We start from the raw sequence: 16563 nt of genomic DNA, 5'->3' as shown, positions 1-16563 counted from the left end.
CTGGAGCAGGCTTTCTCCTTTGCTTGCGGGTAGACTGAGCCGCAGTCGTGTACTGTTGCTCTGGCTTTATGCCGCTGGGATCCACCCACGATCGCATTACCCTCTGGACGGCCCCCGGCATCACCCTAGCCGCCGGTGTGTTGGGGAACAGCACCACAGTTGCCCTGGCTGTGGGATCCGCCTATCTGTTCAGCGGCCTGATGTTTTCTGGAGATCTGGACACCTGTTCCCGACAGTATCAACGCTGGCTGTTCTTGCGCTGGATTTGGCTGCCCTACCGCAAGTGGATGCGGCATCGCTCCTTTTGGTCTCATGGGCCGATTGTGGGCACCGCCGTGCGGGTACTGTACTTGAGCCTATGGGCAGGAGGAGCTGGCCTGCTGGGGGCTTGGCTGGGATCCCGGTTGGGCTGGTGGATGTGGCAACCCTGGGTGTGGGGCAGCGATCTCTGGCAATTGCTGCAAGTTCACGCCGAGATGCTCTTTTGGATTGGGATGGGGTTGGAACTGGGATCGGTGAACCACAGCCTAAGCGACTGGATGGTCTCCCGCTGGAAACGCTGGCGCAGAAAACGCCGTCAGGTTCGATCTCCTGCCAGGCGACTCAGCTATCGTGGCTAGGGATCCATTGGGCCAAGGTTTGATTTTTCGCCCGCCACGGCATTTGAATGGCAGTGAGGTTACCTACTGTTCCGCAACGCGTAGTCATTTATCTCACCGTCAAGGTGAAACAAACGACCGGTTGCTTCCTGCTAAGGCCTCCGGCCCGCTACGCGAGCAGTTGAAATAGAGGGTAATAAGAACCACGACTGCTATCAGCCCCTCACCCCCCCTTGAACCTGTGCTGTGCCCACAACTCCGCGACCTATCCTCTCAAGAGGGCTGAAACTGCAAATCTTGGCCAATTACCCTTTAGCCCAGGTACTCTGCTTGTGGCCATTTCGATTCAAACTGGGACACTGCACCCATACCTAAAGCCTTGAATACAGGGAATCAGAAGGCTCTCCTCAGTAGCCCAAGCGTCTCACCCTAACTTGAAACGACTACTTGAAGCAGTTTTGTCAAGAACATTTCCTCTTACGTTGGCTAGGTATTGCGATTTAATCTCAATAAAGCTATGCTGTTACTCAGTTGAGTGGTGGAGTCATATCCATCAGTCTTCCTCTCTTGTCTTGGATGCGGCAGGGATCCTGTGCTGGCAGAGCTGGCCATCTGCGTCAGCAGGGATCCCTTTTTCTCCTCTCCAAGGCTAAGTAAGGTTCTGTGCTAATGAGAGTCAGAATCAGTTGATAGAGAGATTTTTTGCTTGCTCATGTCAATCTGTGGAGGTGGCAGTGTAAAGGAGCAACAGCGGCTGAGGGTTATGGCTTTGGAAGGGGGCAATCTGGCTTCGGGAACCGGAAGACAAGACCGAATACAAAGATTGCTGCTCTAGTTTCCTTTGCAAACTTGTCAGAAGCTAAGGAAAAAGACCAACCTTTTGGGACAAACTGTCTGTCCTATGTCTTGTTTTGTCGTTCAAAAATTTATGTTGGGCTCAAGAGAAACTCTAGAAAAAAGTTGAATCAGGTGGAAGAATCAGTTAGAATCTAGCTGGCGTTAACGCTAACCGCGACGAAGAGACTGGAGGGAGGAAAGCCTAACAGCCTCTCTCCTTTTTTCTGTAGGGGTTACCCTCACTCTCAAACCCCATCTCACGAGAAGGGAGGAAGACCAAATACCCTATGACTTGAAATAGCAGCATTTTCATTAACTTTTGTTTTACTCTCTATGCCAAACTTGATACCAAGCTAAAGAGTTGCTCCTCGATCTTGTAACCATTGAGCAGCCAGCCTGTGTTGGCGTTTTTGTGCATAGGCTAAGGGGGTATGCCCATCTTCATTGCGAGGGTTTAGTTCGGCTCCATTTTCCAGCAAAAGCTCCAGGATTTCGATGTGTCCTTCCCAAGCAGCCCAGTGCATCGGTGTCGCCCCGAATCGGTTGCGCGCATTGGCATTGGCCCCGTACAAGAGCAGAAAGCGAGCGATGCCCAAATCCCCTCGGGTGGCGGCTTCATGCAGAGGGGTTCGGCCTGTTTCGTCAGTGGCATCCACCGGCGCTCCCTTGGATAGTAGGCGGGCCAGAATGCTTTTTCGACCGGTGGCTGTGGCCCAGTGGAGAACACGACCGGTGTTGGCTCCCTTCTGGATGAGCAGACCGATTACCTCCGCCTGATCGGTTAAAGCAGCCCGCTGGAGAGGGGTATAGCCATGGTTATCTGGGAGATTGATATCACTGCCTGCCCTCAAGAGACGCTCCACCAGCTTGACCTGACCGCTGTCGGCAGCCAAATGGAGAGGGGTAGCACCTGTGGGATCTAAGGCATTGGGGGAGGCGCCATATACTAAGAGCAAGTCCAGCAGTTCCAAATCGCCAAGGAGTGTCGCTTTATGAAGCAAAGTCATTCCCTGAGCATCGACAGCATTCACATCTTCCCCCCGCTGCAAATGGGTCAATAATTGTTTTAGATCTCGATTGGCAAGAGCTTGATGAAGCGCTTCACTCATAACAGATAGAAATAAAAAAGTTGCAATGAAGTTGGGCAACAGGAAGGGATCCTCGATAGGCCGGAATGGAGGCTCCAAACAACTTGGGCAAAGTCTAACACTGGATCCCTGCTGCTGAGGGAAGCGGGAGAACCAAGCGCTTGGTGGGATCCCTTGGTCAAGCCGGGGCCGCAGCGATAGACTAGAGCTGGTTTTTGGCCAGGTCTTTTCCCGATCCCTTAGTTGCGCCACCGTTTATGGATTACTACGCGATCCTGAACCTATCTCCTGCAGCGGACATTGAAGAGATTAAACAGGCGTTTCGACGGTTGGCGCGGCAGTTTCACCCTGATGTGGCAGGGGAGGGATCCCGAGAGCGTTTCCAACAAATCCACCAAGCCTACCAAGTGCTGAGCGACCCTGAGCAGCGGCGGCGCTACGATGCACAACGTCAATCTGCACAACGTCAATCTCCACCCAGCTCTCCTGCTGCCGGCGAAAGGCGGGTGGTCATTCGCAGCATAGGCCCCTCATCGGCAGAGCAGCCCAATCCGGAAGGGCTCAAGGAGGGGATTGCCCGCGTCAAGGCAGCCTGGCGGGAGCGGAAGTTGCCCACGGCGGTGGCCCAGGCGGAGGCGCTGCTGAAACGGTTTCCCAACTCCAGCGAGGCCATCCACATCTTGGCGTTGGCCTACCAGCGCTTCGGCAACCATTTGATCTACGAGGGGCGCTATCAGCAGGCGGAAGCCTACTTGAGAAAAGCTTTGGCCACGGAGCCGCACAACCGAGAATTGGCCTTTGAAATCAAGCGAGATTTAGCCCGTCTGGGCATTCGGGAGGGATCCCGCTAACTTGCCTGCGTTGGGATCCCCAACGTCTGAGCTGCCCACTGCCGGAGTTGTTGGCGGTTGACTTTGCCCTGAGGGTTGCGCGGGATCCCCGTACACCACAGCCAGTGCTTGGGGTGCTTGAAGGGACTCAGTTGGCGGCTTAGGTGTTGCTTCAGGTGCATTTCCAGCTCTTTGGGGATTGCCGGGATCCCTGTTTTGGGGACGACCACCGCCACCACCTGCTGCCCCCATTCGGCATCCGGTAGGCCCAACACGCACACATCTTCCACCCAGCCGCTGGCTCGGATCTCCCCTTCCACTTCTGCAGCCATCACCTTTTCCCCGCCGGTTAGGATTAGGTCATCGGCTCGACCTAACCAATAGAGGGATCCCTGTCGGTCTAGATAGCCCAAATCGCCGGGGGTAAAGCCTTGCTGTTGCCCTTCGCGTAAGCGGTGCGTAGCACTTAGGTGCGGGTAGTAGCCCAGTGCCAGCGACTCTGCCTGAATGTGAATGTAGCCCACAGCATGGCTGGGCAGGGGATCCCCTTTTTCGCTGCGGATCTGGAGCGTGGCGTGGGGCAGAGGCCGACCCAGACTGTCGCTCCCTTGCCAAAAGGCTTCTGGCAGTAACGTACACACCTGGGAGGCGGTCTCGGTCATACCGTAGGTGAGGGCAAGGGGAAGGTGAAGTTGCCGGGCCTGTTGCCGCAAGCTGGGCCAGGTGGGGCCACCGCCGACCAAAATGGCCCGAAATTGGCGCAGGCTCTCCAAAACTCCCGGATGGGCGCTGAGCAACAGCCGTTGTAACTGAGTGGGCACCAGCGATAGAAAGCTCCCCGGCAAAGGGGGATCCCAAGCCTTGGCCTGCTGTTGCCGTTTCCAATCCCAGACAACCCACTGCCCACCGCTCAGCCAGGAGCGGACTGCCTGCATCAAGCCGCTGACGTGGTACAAGGGCAGAAGGCAATAGCTGTGTACAGGCCCGACGGCAAAGTGCTGTTGGTGGGCTTTGGCCGAGGCACTGAGGGTCAGCCAAGAGTGCATGGCCCATTTTATCTGGCCGCCGGAGCCACCGGTGGGGATGCCGATCAACGGCCAATGGGAGCTGGGCAAAACTTCCCGCAACTCTCGCAGGCGCGGATTCAAGGGGGCGGGATCCCCTTCCAGCCGTCCCTGGCGCCAGCACCAGCCGGATCCCATATCCGCCAAAGCCTGTCCCCATTCCCGTTCTCCCCAGTGGGGATTACCCAGGAACAGCGGGATCCCCAAGCGTTGGCAGGTCAAAACTGCCGCCCACACCTGCACTGGATGCGAGTCCGCCACCAGCAGGGGAACGGCCTTGTCTGCCAAAGGGCGCAGTTGCTCTTCCAGTTTGGACAGGCACTCCTTCAAGTCTCCGCCATCCCCGGACAAGACAATTGACCTCATGGGCTATGGGTATGCCATCTCAACGGCTTCGCGGATCCCCTGCATTTTATTAGGGGATCCCCCCTCGATTTCCTTGGCAAGGAACGGTGAGGATAGGTTTGGGCTTGGCTTATCATGATCTAGGTTTGAACTGGGAGGTCTGTGTTGTGATCGAGCCGATTTTGTTGGGGATCGTGTTGGGAATGGTGGTGGTCACCTTGGCGGGCTTGTTCGTGGCAGCCTACAGGCAGTATCAACGCAGCAACAAGATCGGCCTGTAGGAGCAGCCTTTGGGCGGGTTGGAGAAAACCCATAGGGGAGAGAGAGATTGAGGTAGCATGGCGATGCACTGGCTGCGCACAGTCGCTGCTTTGCGGGAGCAGGTAGCCAATTGGCGGGGATCCACCATCGGCTTGGTGCCCACGATGGGATCCCTGCACGAGGGGCATCTCAGCTTGATTCGCCGCTGCTGCCAGGAGTGTGACCACACGGTGGTCAGCATCTTCGTCAATCCGCTGCAATTTGGCCCCAACGAAGACTGGGATCGCTATCCCCGCGACGAAGAGGGAGACCGAGCTTTGTGCGAGGCAGCAGGTGTGGATGTGGTCTTTGCCCCTGACCCGCAAGAGATGGGAGCCGACCCCGCAACCGGAAGCGACCGCACCTGGGTCATGCCCCCCGAATCCCTTCTGCAGACCCTCTGCGCCCCCCACCGACCTGGCCACTTTCGCGGTGTAGCCACCATTGTGCTGCAACTGCTGAACCTGGTGCAGCCGCAGCGGGCCTACTTCGGCCAAAAAGACGCCCAGCAACTGGCGATCATTCAGCGTTTGGTTCGGGATCTGCAAATACCCACCACGATTGTTCCCTGCCCCACGGTGCGAGAAGCCGATGGCCTCGCCTGTAGCTCCCGCAACCGCTACCTTTCTGCTGCTGAACGACAGGTGGCTGCCGGGCTGTACCGGGCCTTGCGTCGGGGATATGACCATTGGCAGGCCGGGGATCCCTCAGCAGAAGGGATCCTTGCCGCCGCCCGTGCTGAGCTGGAGCATACCCCAGAGCTGCAACTGCAGTACCTGGAATTGGTGGATCCCCAAACGCTACAGCCGCTGCCGCGGGTGGAAGACAAGGGCCTGCTGGCCATTGCTGCCTATGTGGGGCAGACTCGCCTGATCGACAACCTGCTCCTTTCCCCAGAGCAAGGGGATCCCTCGCCGGAGAGAGCCCAGCATGCGGCACCGCCCTCTTCCGGCACGACCTCTCCCCCGCGTCGCCCGCTGATTGCCATCGACGGCCCGGCTGGAGCCGGAAAATCCACCGTGGCGCGGGCAGTAGCCGCCCAGCTGCAGCTTTTGTACTTGGACACGGGGGCCATGTATCGAGCCATCACCTGGCTGGCACTGCAACGGGGGATCCCTTTGGACGATGCCAAGCAACTCACCCAACTGGCCGCCCAAACCCAGCTCACCCTGCAAAGTGGCACCTCTTCGACAGAGCCGACCCGCATCTGGGCCGATGGCGAAGAAATTACCCAGGCCATTCGCTCTCCGGAAGTGACCCGCTGGGTCTCTCACGTGGCGGCAGTGCCGGGAGTACGCCAGGAGCTGGTGAAGCGGCAACGCAGCATTGGCCGGGATGGCGGTGCTGTCTTGGAGGGGCGGGATATCGGCACCCACGTCTTTCCTGATGCAGAGCTGAAGGTTTTCTTGACCGCTTCTGTTGGGGAGCGGGCGCAGCGTCGGCAACACCAACTCCAAGCCCAAGGGCAAATGGTGCCTCTCGAAGAATTGAAAGCGCAAATCGAGCAGCGGGATCGCTGCGACAGCGAACGGCTGATTTCTCCTTTGCGGCCTGCCCCCGATGCCATCTTGATCGACACAGATCACCTGAGCCAATCCGAGGTGCAAGACAAGATTGTCATGTTGTACCGGCAACTTTTGGAGCGATCCGGCTCCGCCCATTTCGATCAGTAGCCTTAACTCAATCAAGAACAAATCAACGGGATGAATAAGATCTTCGAGGAGCTGACTGGCTTGAGCAGCTTGGGTTTAGTCCTTCGACGCCACCCATATCCCGTAACGGAGCGCTATGGTTAATGTCTTCCTCTTGGCCTTTTTGCTGCTCCTCTCAGGAGCTTGCTCTGGGGCCGAAACCGCCATCACGGCCATGGACAACCTGCGCCTGGAATCTCTGATCGAAGAACAAGGGGATCCACAGGGCTTGTATCGACTGGCCCAACAACAGCGCTCGCGGCTGATCACCACCCTGTTGCTGGTGAACAACTTTGTCAACATCGGCATTGCTGCTCTGGCCACAACCCTCTCCATTGAACTGTTGGGAACCCAGATTGGAGCTTTGGCCGCCACCGTGCCCACCACAATTGTGGTGCTCCTCTTTGGAGAAGTAGCCCCAAAGTCTTTAGCGGTGAGCCATCCGCTAGGGGTGTTCCGCTGGGTGGTGCGGCCTGTTCATGTCCTATCGGTGCTGCTGCGCCCTTTTAGCGACGCTTTTGAGTGGGTTGTCAGCAGGCTCTTCAATCTATTGGAATTCTCCCCCCTGACGGCCACCGCTTCTCTCAAGGATTTGGAGCTGCTGATCGATGTGTTGGGGCAGCGGGGGCTGCTGGATTGGCAAAAACGGCGGCTGTTCCGTGGGGCCTTGGCCTTGGACTTGCTGCAGGCGCGGGACGTGGCCAAGCCCAGAGTTAAAATGGAGACCATCTCCCACGACAAAACACTGCAGGATGTGGTGAAGCTCTGTTTGGAAACGGGCTACTCGCGCATCCCCGTGCAGGGAGAATCCAAGGACGAGATCGTCGGCATTATCCACCTCAAGCAAGCCCTGCGCCATCTGGATCAAAAAGGCAATGCCGAAGTGACCCAGGCGATGGCACCGCCTTTTTTTGTGCCGGACACCAAGCGGGTCAGCTTGTTGCTCAAGGAAATGCTGCGCTCTCGCCAACACCTGGGGATTGTGGTGGATGAGTTCGGCGGCACCACCGGCCTCATCACGCTGGAAGACATTTTGGAGGAGCTGGTGGGGGATATTTACGACGAGAGCGACCTCTCCCCCCTGCTGCTGCAGCGACAACGACGACAAGGTGGCTCTTCTGCCCCCTCCGGTTGAGCACCATGAGCAATCGGGTTGTCCACCCTCTGAGTCTTAGCTGGCCCCTGAGGGATCCGTCTCCGCGGCTGTTGGGTTTTCGTGCGCGCCGGGAGTGAGCTCCCCAAAGCCGGCCTCGACGGGATAGCGGGCCACAAAAAAGATCCAGAAGCTGTGGATCCCTAGCCCCAAAGCCCACCAGCCCAACAGGGGCACCAGCCACGGCCAATCCGCGCGGTACAGTTGCTGAAAAAACACCAGCCCAGACCCGCTACAGAGGAAAACAGACAGGTGGGCGGCATAGGTATAGCGATCATCCAGCTTGCGAAATTCGGGATCCCGACGGGAGGGCTTCCGGGGCCAGCGAGGCGGCATGGCAAAACCATCCAGTTAAAACCTTCTCCAGTGTAGAACAGCCGTCGGCGGGGATCCCTGAGACTTGGGAGCGGCATTTCTGCTGCGGAACCCCAGTTTCAACGCCCGTTTGCCCAGCCAGTACACCAGCAAACCCATCAGCAGCACTGCCAGCCAAGGGGCCAGCACCGCCACCACCGCCAGCAGCAGAGAAGTGACGTTTTCGCCGGTGGCCAACAGCGGGTTGCCCAGCCCCCCTGTGTGGTGGTAGAGGTCACCAGTGTGGCACAAAAATGCGAAACTGAGGCCCAACCCCCAAAAAATGGCCGGTATGCCCTTCATATCCTCAGCGTTGATGGGAGTGCTCCCGCCAAGCGCAACTGGGGGGATCCGTCTCGGCTGGCTGAACCTCGAACTCCAGCGGTCCCTCTTCAGTGTACAGGTGCAGGTCGAACCAGAAGGTGGATCCCTGTTCTAGCTTGCTCTCCAGGCAGATGCGGGTTCGATGTTTCTCCAGGATGTTGCGCACGATGGCCAACCCCAGGCCGGTGCCCTCTAGGGTGTGGACCCGGTTCTCGACACGGAAAAAGCGGTCGAAAATCCGCTCCTGATCTTCTGGGGCAATGCCAATGCCTGTATCGGCCACCGCCACCCGCACTGCCTGCGGGGATCCATCCGCCTGAACCACCAGGTGGGCATGTACCGTCACCAGGCCCCCTGAGGGGGTGAACTTGAGGGCATTGCCCAGGAGATTGGTCATCACCTGCAGCAGCAGATCGTAGTTGCCCCAGACCAGCGGCAGATCCGGATCGACGAACTTGCGCAGCTGGATCCCTTTGTCGCGGGCCTGCAGTTGGTGGGTGCGCAAAGTCTGCTCGATCACTGCCGCGATGTCGACACCTTCAAAGTGGTACTGCTTGCCCGATTCCAGACGAGACAAATCCAAAACATCGTTGACCAGGCGGGTGAGGCGGTCGGTTTCGCGGTTGGCAATTTCCAGATAATCCTGCCGCTCGGCGGGGGACATCTGCTCGCCGTACTCGTAGAGGGTCTCGATAAAAGACTTGATGCTGAAGAGGGGGGTGCGCAGCTCGTGGCTGATGTTGCTGATGAATTGGGCCTTGGCTTCGTTGAGCTCTGCCTCGCGGGTGATGTCCTGCACCGTCATCACGATCCCCTTGAGATTTTGCCGCCGTGGATCCGACACCGGCGAAAGCAGGATGCGGATAACACGCTTGGTGGGGCCGGTGAGGTTGACGCGAACTTCCTCTGCTTCTTGATCCCCGCGGGCAATTTGCATCAGGGGGCGGGCCAGTTGCTGCTGCAGATCCTCCGGCAACAGCTCCGGCAGGGGTTTGCCCAAAACGGGATCCCCTTCCCAGCCAAACATGCGGGAGGCGGCAGGGTTGAGCAGCAGCACCCGCAACTCGGCATCCAGCAAAATGGCAGCATCGACGATGGAGAAGACCAAGGTCTCCAACTTGGCTTTGGCGGCAGCCAGTTCCTCGATGTTTTGCTCTTCGTAGCTTTGCAGCCGCTCCGCCATCTCGTTAAAGCTGTCGATGAGCTGGGCCAGCTCTCCCCCGAAGGGCAGGTCGATGCGCTGCTTGAAGTTACCTTTGGTGATCTCCTGGACACCTTTGACCAGCTCTTTGATGGGATAGGTGATGGTGAGGGCATTGACCACCGCTCCCAGGATGGCCAAGACCCACACCGCCAAAAACACCCCAATCGAGACCTCCCGCGCCAATTGTGTGGAGCGCACCAGGGCGGGATTGGGATTGATGCCCAAGCCGAGGGTGCCCAAAAAGCGGCCCTGATGGTAGATGCCGACGAAAATATCCGTCACCCGCCCAGCAGGGGTAAGGTGGGTGCGCACCAGCGGTTGGCCCTCAGCAGGAGGACGGTTGTCCGGCAGTTGCATGCGACGGGTAAGGCTGAGGGAGGTTTTCACCTCCTGATTGGAGAACGGGATCCCGTAGTAGATGTTTCCTTCGGGATCGGCGTAGAGCAGATAGCGGATGCTGCTGGTGCTCTCAAAGTACTGGCGGGACAGTTGGGCGACTTCGCCAATGCGATCTTCCGCAATTAGAGGGGCAACATTGGCCGCCAAAAGCAACCCCAGATCCCGGCCAAAGCGGGCCTCGTTGAAGCGGGCATCCTGCTGCACAGTGCTGACGGCCCAGAAGGTAAAACTGCTCACCACCAAGGAGACCACCAGCGTGGCCACAAAGAGCAGCTGGGTCTCCAGGCGCAGCTTTTGTTTCCAGCGCGCCCACCAGCGCTGCAGGGATCCCATAGAGATCCCGGTCGTTGTTGGCACTGACATGTCCACAGCGCCAGGCAATGGCTCGGCAGGAGAAGAAGCCAGCTCAGGAGATTGGACTTCGGCAATGGGCTCGGCTGGCTCGACAGTGCTGACAGGAGGCATGAACCCAACGTGAACAGATAGCGTGAACGGATATAGGGCGGTGATTCGCCACCATTCTGACATGGGCAGGCGATCCCTTTGTCTCAGCCAAGGCCGGGTGAGAACCGGTATGGGATCCCGGCTTCGCAACGCAACCTGCTCCAGCCGACCTGCAGGGGAATGGTTGCCAATACCGATAAAGGTATCCCCAAGCAAAGCTTGTCAGCGCCCCTAAAGTTGATAGACTAGAAAATCGTGCTTCACCAGGTCAGAGTGACCGGAAAAATCGTGACCAACAGCCCCGTCAGCCAATTTATCCAACATCATTTTCGCCACTTCAACGCAGCCGCGCTGCTGGATGCAGCCAAAGGTTATTGTGCTCACCTGGAAAAGGGCGGCAAGATGATGGTGACCTTGGCCGGTGCCATGAGCACAGCAGAGCTGGGCCTTTCCCTAGCTGAGATGATCCGGCAGGGTAAGGTTCACGCCATCTCCTGCACCGGCGCCAACCTGGAAGAGGACATCTTCAACCTCATCGCCCACGACTTCTACGAGCGGGTGCCCCACTACCGCGATCTTAGCCCGCAGCAGGAGCAGGAGCTGCTGGAGCGGCACCTGAACCGGGTAACCGATACCTGCATTCCCGAAGAGGAGGCGATGCGGCGCCTAGAAAAAGCCCTCTTGGAAGAGTGGATGGCTGCCGACCAGGCCGGGGAACACTACTTCCCGCACGAGTTTATCTACCGCATCCTGCGCAGCGGCCGGCTGGAGCCCTACTACCAAATTAATCCCCGGGATTCTTGGGTTTACGCGGCTATGGAGGCCAACTTGCCCATCTATGTGCCGGGATGGGAGGACTCCACCACCGGCAACATGTATGCCGCCCACTGCATCACGGGTGAGATCCGCAATGTGCATACCGTCCGCACAGGGATCGAGTACATGATCCACCTGGCGGACTGGTACACGCACACCTCGGCGGAGTGCTCCATTGGCTTCTTTCAAATTGGCGGCGGCATTGCTGGGGATTTCCCCATTTGTGTGGTGCCCATGCTCCATCAAGATCTGGGTCGCCAGGGCGTACCCCTGTGGGGCTATTTCTGCCAGATCAGCGACTCCACCACCAGCTACGGTTCCTACTCGGGGGCAGTGCCCAATGAGAAGATCACCTGGGGCAAATTGGGGATCGACACCCCCAAATTTGTCATCGAGTCGGATGCCACCATCGTGGCGCCTTTGATCTTCGCCTGGGTGCTGGGGTGGTAGAGAAGGGGAATCAATCTGTATGCCCGTCGGTTGAGGCGGAGCGGGGCCAGCGGGACAACAGGGTTGCAGCTTCCCAGCGGCGCAGATCCTGGGCGATGCGCAGGGGCGTGAGGCCGTAGCCGTCCGGCTCGTCGATCTCGGAGCCATGTTCCAGCAGCAGCCGAACGACCTCTGGGTTGCCGGACCAAGCGGCAAAATGCAGGGGAAGGCCACCGGCGCCAAAACGAGCGTTCACCTCCGCCCCTCCCTGGAGCAGGGCTTTCGTAACCTCAGGGTTGCCCAGGCGAGCCGCTTGGTGCAGTGGGCTAGCTCCCCCATGGTCTAGTTGATTGGGATCCGCCCCCGCTGCCAGCAAAAGACGGGCGTTGAGGCCGCTTTCTACGAAAAACAGGGCTGTCTTGCCCCGCTCATCGACGGCGTTGGCGTCTTTCCCCAGCCAGAGAGCCAGTTGCAGCCGCAGCGGGTTGGCTTGGGCCAAGGCTTGTGGATCTTCTGGTAGGGAGTATCCATAGAATCCCAGACCCCCCACTAGCAGGGATCCCAGTCCGACAGCGATTTTTAGGACCTGACCTCGCATAGCCCTATTCCTCAAAGAAAAGGATGGCGAGCCCCTGCCTGGGCAGAGCCTGGGCCGAGAGCAGCAACGGGTTGCTGAGGGCAGGTTGCGGGGCAGCAGCGGGGAAGAGACGCAAAAACTCCTGCAGCGGCAGCAGCTCGCATTGGGATTCCTCGGCGGCGGCCGTGCGATACATGGTGGGGATGACCAGCTTGGGCTGCAGCGCCTCAATGGCCGCCTTGGCCCCGGCAGGATCGTAATTTTTCGGCCCACCCCCCACTGGCACCAGCAACAGGTCGGGACGAGCAAGCAGGATGGACTGCTCCCGCGTAATTGGCTGCAGCGCCCCTCCCAAATGGACAATGTCGATCCCAGCCATGCGCCAGCGCCAACCCACATTTACGCCAAAGCGAGGGCCACGGGGCATGCGTACTCCTTGCACCCGGATCCCGTCGATCAGATAGTCTCCCGGCTGAAACAGCACCTTGGGGTTGCCGGGCACCACATCCAAAGCACCCTCATCCAACAAGCGGCTGCTGAGCAACACCAGATCGGCAGCAACTCGTGGAGCAGGATAGCCAGCCGTACAACCCGCCGGCCGAAACGGGTTGACCAGAAACCGTCGGCCCTCCCCCTCGAACAAAACACAACTGTGGTGCAGCCAAGTCAGTTGCAGCCCCTGCGAGCTGGAGCCGGGAGTGAACTCTATAGACCCTGGGGTTATTGGCGTTTCCGAACCTTGTGCCGGCGCTGTCTGAGCGCCCGCTTTGCGCCCTCTGGCCAGGTTCACGGCCATCGATCCCAGCAGCCCAGCGCTGGCTTGCAGAAGCTGGCGACGCTTCATGGAGTGGGGATCCCTGATGTAACAACGGCAACGGTTTCCTGAGGTTTCTGCGAAACATTGGGCTGAGCAGCAGTTGAGGCTTTGGCGCTGCGCAGGAAGTTGCTCAACAAGCGCTTGCCCTCTGCAGTCAAGATGCTCTCCGGGTGGAACTGCACGCCCTGAACGTGGGGATAGCGGCGGTGGCGTACCCCCATGATGATCCCATCGCCTGTTTGAGCCGTCACCTCCAGCTCGTCAGGACACGTAGAAGGCTCGATCACCAAGCTGTGGTAGCGGGTGGCCGTGAAAGGCTGGCTCAACCCCTCAAACACCCCCACCCCTCGATGGTAAATGAGCGAGGTTTTGCCATGCATCAGCTCAGGTGCGCGCACGATCTGACCACCATAGACCTGGCCAATGCACTGGTGCCCCAGACAAACCCCCAAAATCGGCAGCTCTGGCCCCAGCTCCCGAATCAACTCCAGGGAGATCCCGGCATCTTCCGGCCGCCCTGGCCCAGGAGAGATAACTACAGCTTGCGGCTGCATTCGGCGCAGGTCGTCAACGGAGAGCTGGTCATTGCGAAAAACCTGAAGCTGAGCTCCCAACTCCCCCAGGTACTGCACCAAGTTGTAGGTAAAGCTGTCGTAGTTGTCGATGACGACCAGCACGATAGCATCCGGCAACGGCACCCCATTTTAGCACTTGCTTGAGCTGCTGTTCTTGATCCAAAGAAGCAGAGTAACTGGCGCTTTTTGCAGGGGAGCAGTCGACGCCCCAAGAAAGCTTGTATCCTAGAAGGTACAACCCACAGGAAGCAGTGAATTGGGCGGGTTTCCAGGTTTCCCAATGTTGATTTGGATCCCATGAGTGCGCTTCTCTCCCCGGCAACCGATTTGCTGGACGAGTTGCGGCAGCTTTTCCCCTTCGAGCTGGACGACTTTCAGATCCGAGCCATTCAGGTTCTGGCTGCTGGGGAATCGGTGGTGGTCTGTGCTCCCACGGGATCCGGCAAGACCCTGATCGGAGAGTATGCCATCTATCGGGCCCTATCCCAGGGCAAGCGGGTTTTCTATACAACGCCCCTGAAGGCCCTCTCCAACCAAAAGTTCCGGGATTTTGGCCAGCAATTCGGCCCAGAACAGGTTGGCCTGCTCACCGGCGACATCTCCATCAACCGGGAGGCGCCGATCTTGGTGATGACCACCGAGATCTTCCGCAACATGCTCTATGGCACGCCGCTCTCTCTGGCCGTTCAGAGAGGAGCCTCCGGCGATGGGATGGAACCTTGGGAGGAGGCGGAGGCCCTGAGTCGGGATCCCTTGCGAGAGGTGCAGGCGGTGATCCTGGACGAATGCCATTACATGAACGACCAGCAGCGGGGCACCGTCTGGGAAGAAGCAATCATCTACTGCCCCCCCACGATCCAGCTCATTGCCCTTTCTGCCACCCTGGCCAACAGCGACCAGCTCACCGATTGGATGAACCAGGTGCATGGCCCCACCCATCTGATCGACTCCAACCACCGCCCGGTGCCGCTGCAATTTCACTTTGCCAATCGCAAAGGGCTGTTCCCCCTGCTGGAGCAAACCGAGTCCGGCCAGTGGGTTTGCAATCGCCGCCTGAAAAGCAAACTCCCCAAGTCAGGTCAGTCTCCCTATGGGGGAGTGCCGGATATGGTGCAGGTGGTGGAGAACTTGCGCCAGCGGGACATGCTGCCGGCCATCTATTTCATCTTCAGTCGCAAAGGCTGTGATATGGCCGTGGCCAGCGTAAGGGATCTGGACTTGGTAGCCAGCGAGGAAGAGCGGCAGCAGTTGGCTGAGCAGATCGACCGCTTTTGTCGAGAAACGCCCGAAGCTGTCCGCCGAGATCAGTTGGATGCCCTTTACCGGGGTATTGCCGCTCACCATGCCGGCATGTTGCCTGCCTGGAAGGGACTGGTGGAGCATCTGTTTCAGCAGGGGCTAGTGAAGCTGGTCTTCGCCACTGAGACTTTGGCCGCCGGGATCAACATGCCCGCCCGCACAACTGTCATCTCCTCCCTTTCTAAGCGCACCGACAACGGCCACCGCCTCTTGACCGCTTCCGAGTTCATGCAAATGTCGGGCCGAGCCGGACGGCGGGGCAAGGACATCATCGGCCATGTGGTGACGGTGCAATCCCCGTTTGAGGGGGCCCAAGAAGCTGCGCGGCTGGCCACCTCTGGAGCGGATCCCTTGGTGAGCCAGTTTACCCCCACCTATGGCATGGTGCTGAACCTGCTGCAAAAGCACTCTTTGGAAGCAGCACGGGATCTGATCAACCGCAGCTTCGGCCAGTATTTGCTCTCGTTGCAAAAGTTGCCCGAACAACAGGAGATCCTGCACACGCGCGCCGAGCTGGAGGAGATCGACCGTCTCTTGGGAGGCATTGCCGACGAAGATATCGCCCGCTATGAGAAAATGCAGGCGCAACGGCGGGAAGAACGGCGCATTTTGCGCTACTTGCTCAAACAACGGGAAGCCGAGCCGGATCCCACCTTGCGTCTGTTGGCTTTTCCCCACATCCAAGCCCAAGAGGAAAAAATTCGCGCCCTAGAAGCTCAAATCCGAGAGAATCCCGCTCACCAAGTGGGGAAAAAATTGCTGGGTTTGCGAGAAAAACGCCAGCGCTTGCTCAAGCGCCTCGAGCACCTGGAGCGGCAAAGCGATTCCGTGCAGGAGTTGCGCTGGCAGCAATTTATGGCCTTGGTGGGGGTGTTGCAGGATTTCGACTGTCTGCAAGAATATCAACCTACCGATAGCGGAGAGGTGGTGGCTGCGCTGCGGGGGGATAACGAGCTCTGGCTGGCGCTGGCTCTGCTCTCCGGTGAGTGCCAGGGCTGTGCTCCTCATCATTTGGCCGGAGTTGTGGCTGCCTTGGTCTCAGAGCCTCCCCGTTCAGGCATCTACAGCCGGTTGCGCACCTCAGGACTGGTGGAAGATGTGCTGCACGGGTTACGGGGTTTACGGCGGCAACTGTTCCGCAGCCAACGCCAACACCAGGTGTTTCATGTGCCGATTGGGTTTGAGCCCAGCTTGGCCGGGATCGTCGAACATTGGGCGCAAGGGATCCCTTGGGAAACCCTAGAAGCCAGCACCAACCTAGATGCCGGAGACTTGGTGCGCCTGATCCGCCGCACGCTGGATTTGCTTTCTCAGATCCCTTATGTACCCCATCTGCCGGCAGAGTTACGGGAAAATGCCCGTCAAGCCCAAAAAATGCTGGATCGCTTCCCGGTGAGCGAGTTGATCTAGCGAGCTCA

15 protein-coding genes are annotated in these 16563 nt (G+C 58.7%); 7 read left to right on the top strand and 8 right to left on the bottom strand.

Going from position 1 to position 16563, the window contains the following annotated elements; translation table 11 throughout:
* The first annotated feature begins 47 nt into the window (after positions 1-47).
* Positions 48-620: a metal-binding protein gene (locus tag NW805_RS08270; RefSeq protein WP_414341609.1), complete on the top strand. Its 573-nt coding sequence runs from the start codon at positions 48-50 to the stop codon at positions 618-620.
* A 1169-nt stretch (positions 621-1789) separates the two neighbouring features.
* On the opposite strand, the gene NW805_RS08265 is transcribed toward NW805_RS08270, so the two are convergent.
* Positions 1790-2545, bottom strand: coding sequence for an ankyrin repeat domain-containing protein (locus NW805_RS08265; protein ID WP_414422207.1), 756 nt, complete (start codon positions 2543-2545; stop codon positions 1790-1792).
* A gap of 236 nt (positions 2546-2781) precedes the next feature.
* Here NW805_RS08265 and NW805_RS08260 point away from each other — a divergent pair, with 236 nt between their 5' ends.
* On the top strand, positions 2782-3375 hold the full coding sequence (locus NW805_RS08260; protein ID WP_011433991.1) for a J domain-containing protein: 594 nt from the start codon (positions 2782-2784) through the stop codon (positions 3373-3375).
* On the opposite strand, the gene NW805_RS08255 is transcribed toward NW805_RS08260, so the two are convergent.
* Positions 3372-4784, bottom strand: a complete 1413-nt coding sequence (locus tag NW805_RS08255) for a 2-succinylbenzoate--CoA ligase (RefSeq protein ID WP_414422206.1) — start codon at positions 4782-4784, stop codon at positions 3372-3374. The two genes, NW805_RS08260 and NW805_RS08255, sit on opposite strands and share 4 nt — an antisense overlap.
* Before the next feature lie 146 nt (positions 4785-4930).
* On the opposite strand from NW805_RS08255, the gene petG reads away from it, so the two are divergent.
* From petG to NW805_RS08240, 3 genes are all read left to right on the top strand, one after another.
* Positions 4931-5044 carry a cytochrome b6-f complex subunit V gene (petG, locus tag NW805_RS08250; protein ID WP_011433989.1) on the top strand — a complete coding sequence of 38 codons (114 nt, stop codon included), beginning with the start codon at positions 4931-4933 and terminating at the stop codon, positions 5042-5044.
* A 63-nt stretch (positions 5045-5107) separates the two neighbouring features.
* Entirely contained in the window at positions 5108-6736 is a 1629-nt protein-coding gene (locus tag NW805_RS08245) for a bifunctional pantoate--beta-alanine ligase/(d)CMP kinase (protein ID WP_414422231.1), read from the top strand.
* 115 nt (positions 6737-6851) lie between these two features.
* On the top strand, positions 6852-7889 hold the full coding sequence (locus tag NW805_RS08240; RefSeq protein WP_414422205.1) for a hemolysin family protein: 1038 nt from the start codon (positions 6852-6854) through the stop codon (positions 7887-7889).
* Between the two features lie 36 nt (positions 7890-7925).
* Here the strand turns inward: NW805_RS08240 and NW805_RS08235 are convergent, their stop codons facing one another.
* The 3 genes from NW805_RS08235 to NW805_RS08225 are packed head-to-tail and all read right to left on the bottom strand — an operon-like array spanning position 7926 to position 10551.
* The gene (locus NW805_RS08235) at positions 7926-8243 is read right to left on the bottom strand and encodes a hypothetical protein (RefSeq protein ID WP_414373588.1); all 318 of its coding nucleotides are present in this window, start codon (positions 8241-8243) and stop codon (positions 7926-7928) included.
* 15 nt (positions 8244-8258) lie between these two features.
* Positions 8259-8564, bottom strand: coding sequence for a DUF4126 family protein (locus tag NW805_RS08230; protein WP_414331286.1), 306 nt, complete (start codon positions 8562-8564; stop codon positions 8259-8261).
* A 4-nt stretch (positions 8565-8568) separates the two neighbouring features.
* The gene (locus NW805_RS08225) at positions 8569-10551 is read right to left on the bottom strand and encodes an ATP-binding protein (protein ID WP_414422230.1); all 1983 of its coding nucleotides are present in this window, start codon (positions 10549-10551) and stop codon (positions 8569-8571) included.
* A gap of 369 nt (positions 10552-10920) precedes the next feature.
* Here NW805_RS08225 and NW805_RS08220 point away from each other — a divergent pair, with 369 nt between their 5' ends.
* Positions 10921-11898: a deoxyhypusine synthase family protein gene (locus NW805_RS08220; protein WP_414422204.1), complete on the top strand. Its 978-nt coding sequence runs from the start codon at positions 10921-10923 to the stop codon at positions 11896-11898.
* 10 nt (positions 11899-11908) lie between these two features.
* Here NW805_RS08220 and NW805_RS08215 read toward each other — a convergent pair whose 3' ends face one another.
* From NW805_RS08215 to NW805_RS08205, 3 genes are all read right to left on the bottom strand, one after another.
* Positions 11909-12376, bottom strand: coding sequence for an ankyrin repeat domain-containing protein (locus NW805_RS08215; RefSeq protein ID WP_414422203.1), 468 nt, complete (start codon positions 12374-12376; stop codon positions 11909-11911).
* A gap of 103 nt (positions 12377-12479) precedes the next feature.
* Positions 12480-13298 carry an MBL fold metallo-hydrolase gene (locus tag NW805_RS08210; protein WP_414382440.1) on the bottom strand — a complete coding sequence of 273 codons (819 nt, stop codon included), beginning with the start codon at positions 13296-13298 and terminating at the stop codon, positions 12480-12482.
* A complete protein-coding gene (locus NW805_RS08205; RefSeq protein ID WP_011433980.1) occupies positions 13295-13948 on the bottom strand; it encodes an anthranilate synthase component II in 654 nt (217 codons plus the stop codon). The genes NW805_RS08210 and NW805_RS08205 overlap by 4 nt, the downstream gene beginning before the upstream one ends.
* 195 nt (positions 13949-14143) lie before the next feature.
* On the opposite strand from NW805_RS08205, the gene NW805_RS08200 reads away from it, so the two are divergent.
* Positions 14144-16555 carry a DEAD/DEAH box helicase gene (locus tag NW805_RS08200; RefSeq protein ID WP_414422202.1) on the top strand — a complete coding sequence of 804 codons (2412 nt, stop codon included), beginning with the start codon at positions 14144-14146 and terminating at the stop codon, positions 16553-16555.
* The last annotated feature ends 8 nt before the right edge of the window (positions 16556-16563 follow it).

The organism is Synechococcus sp. W60.1, assembly GCF_047461575.1.
In the GTDB taxonomy this organism is placed as follows: Bacteria; Cyanobacteriota; Cyanobacteriia; order Thermostichales; family Thermostichaceae; genus Thermostichus.
This window is presented reverse-complemented; position numbering and strand designations above follow the sequence as displayed.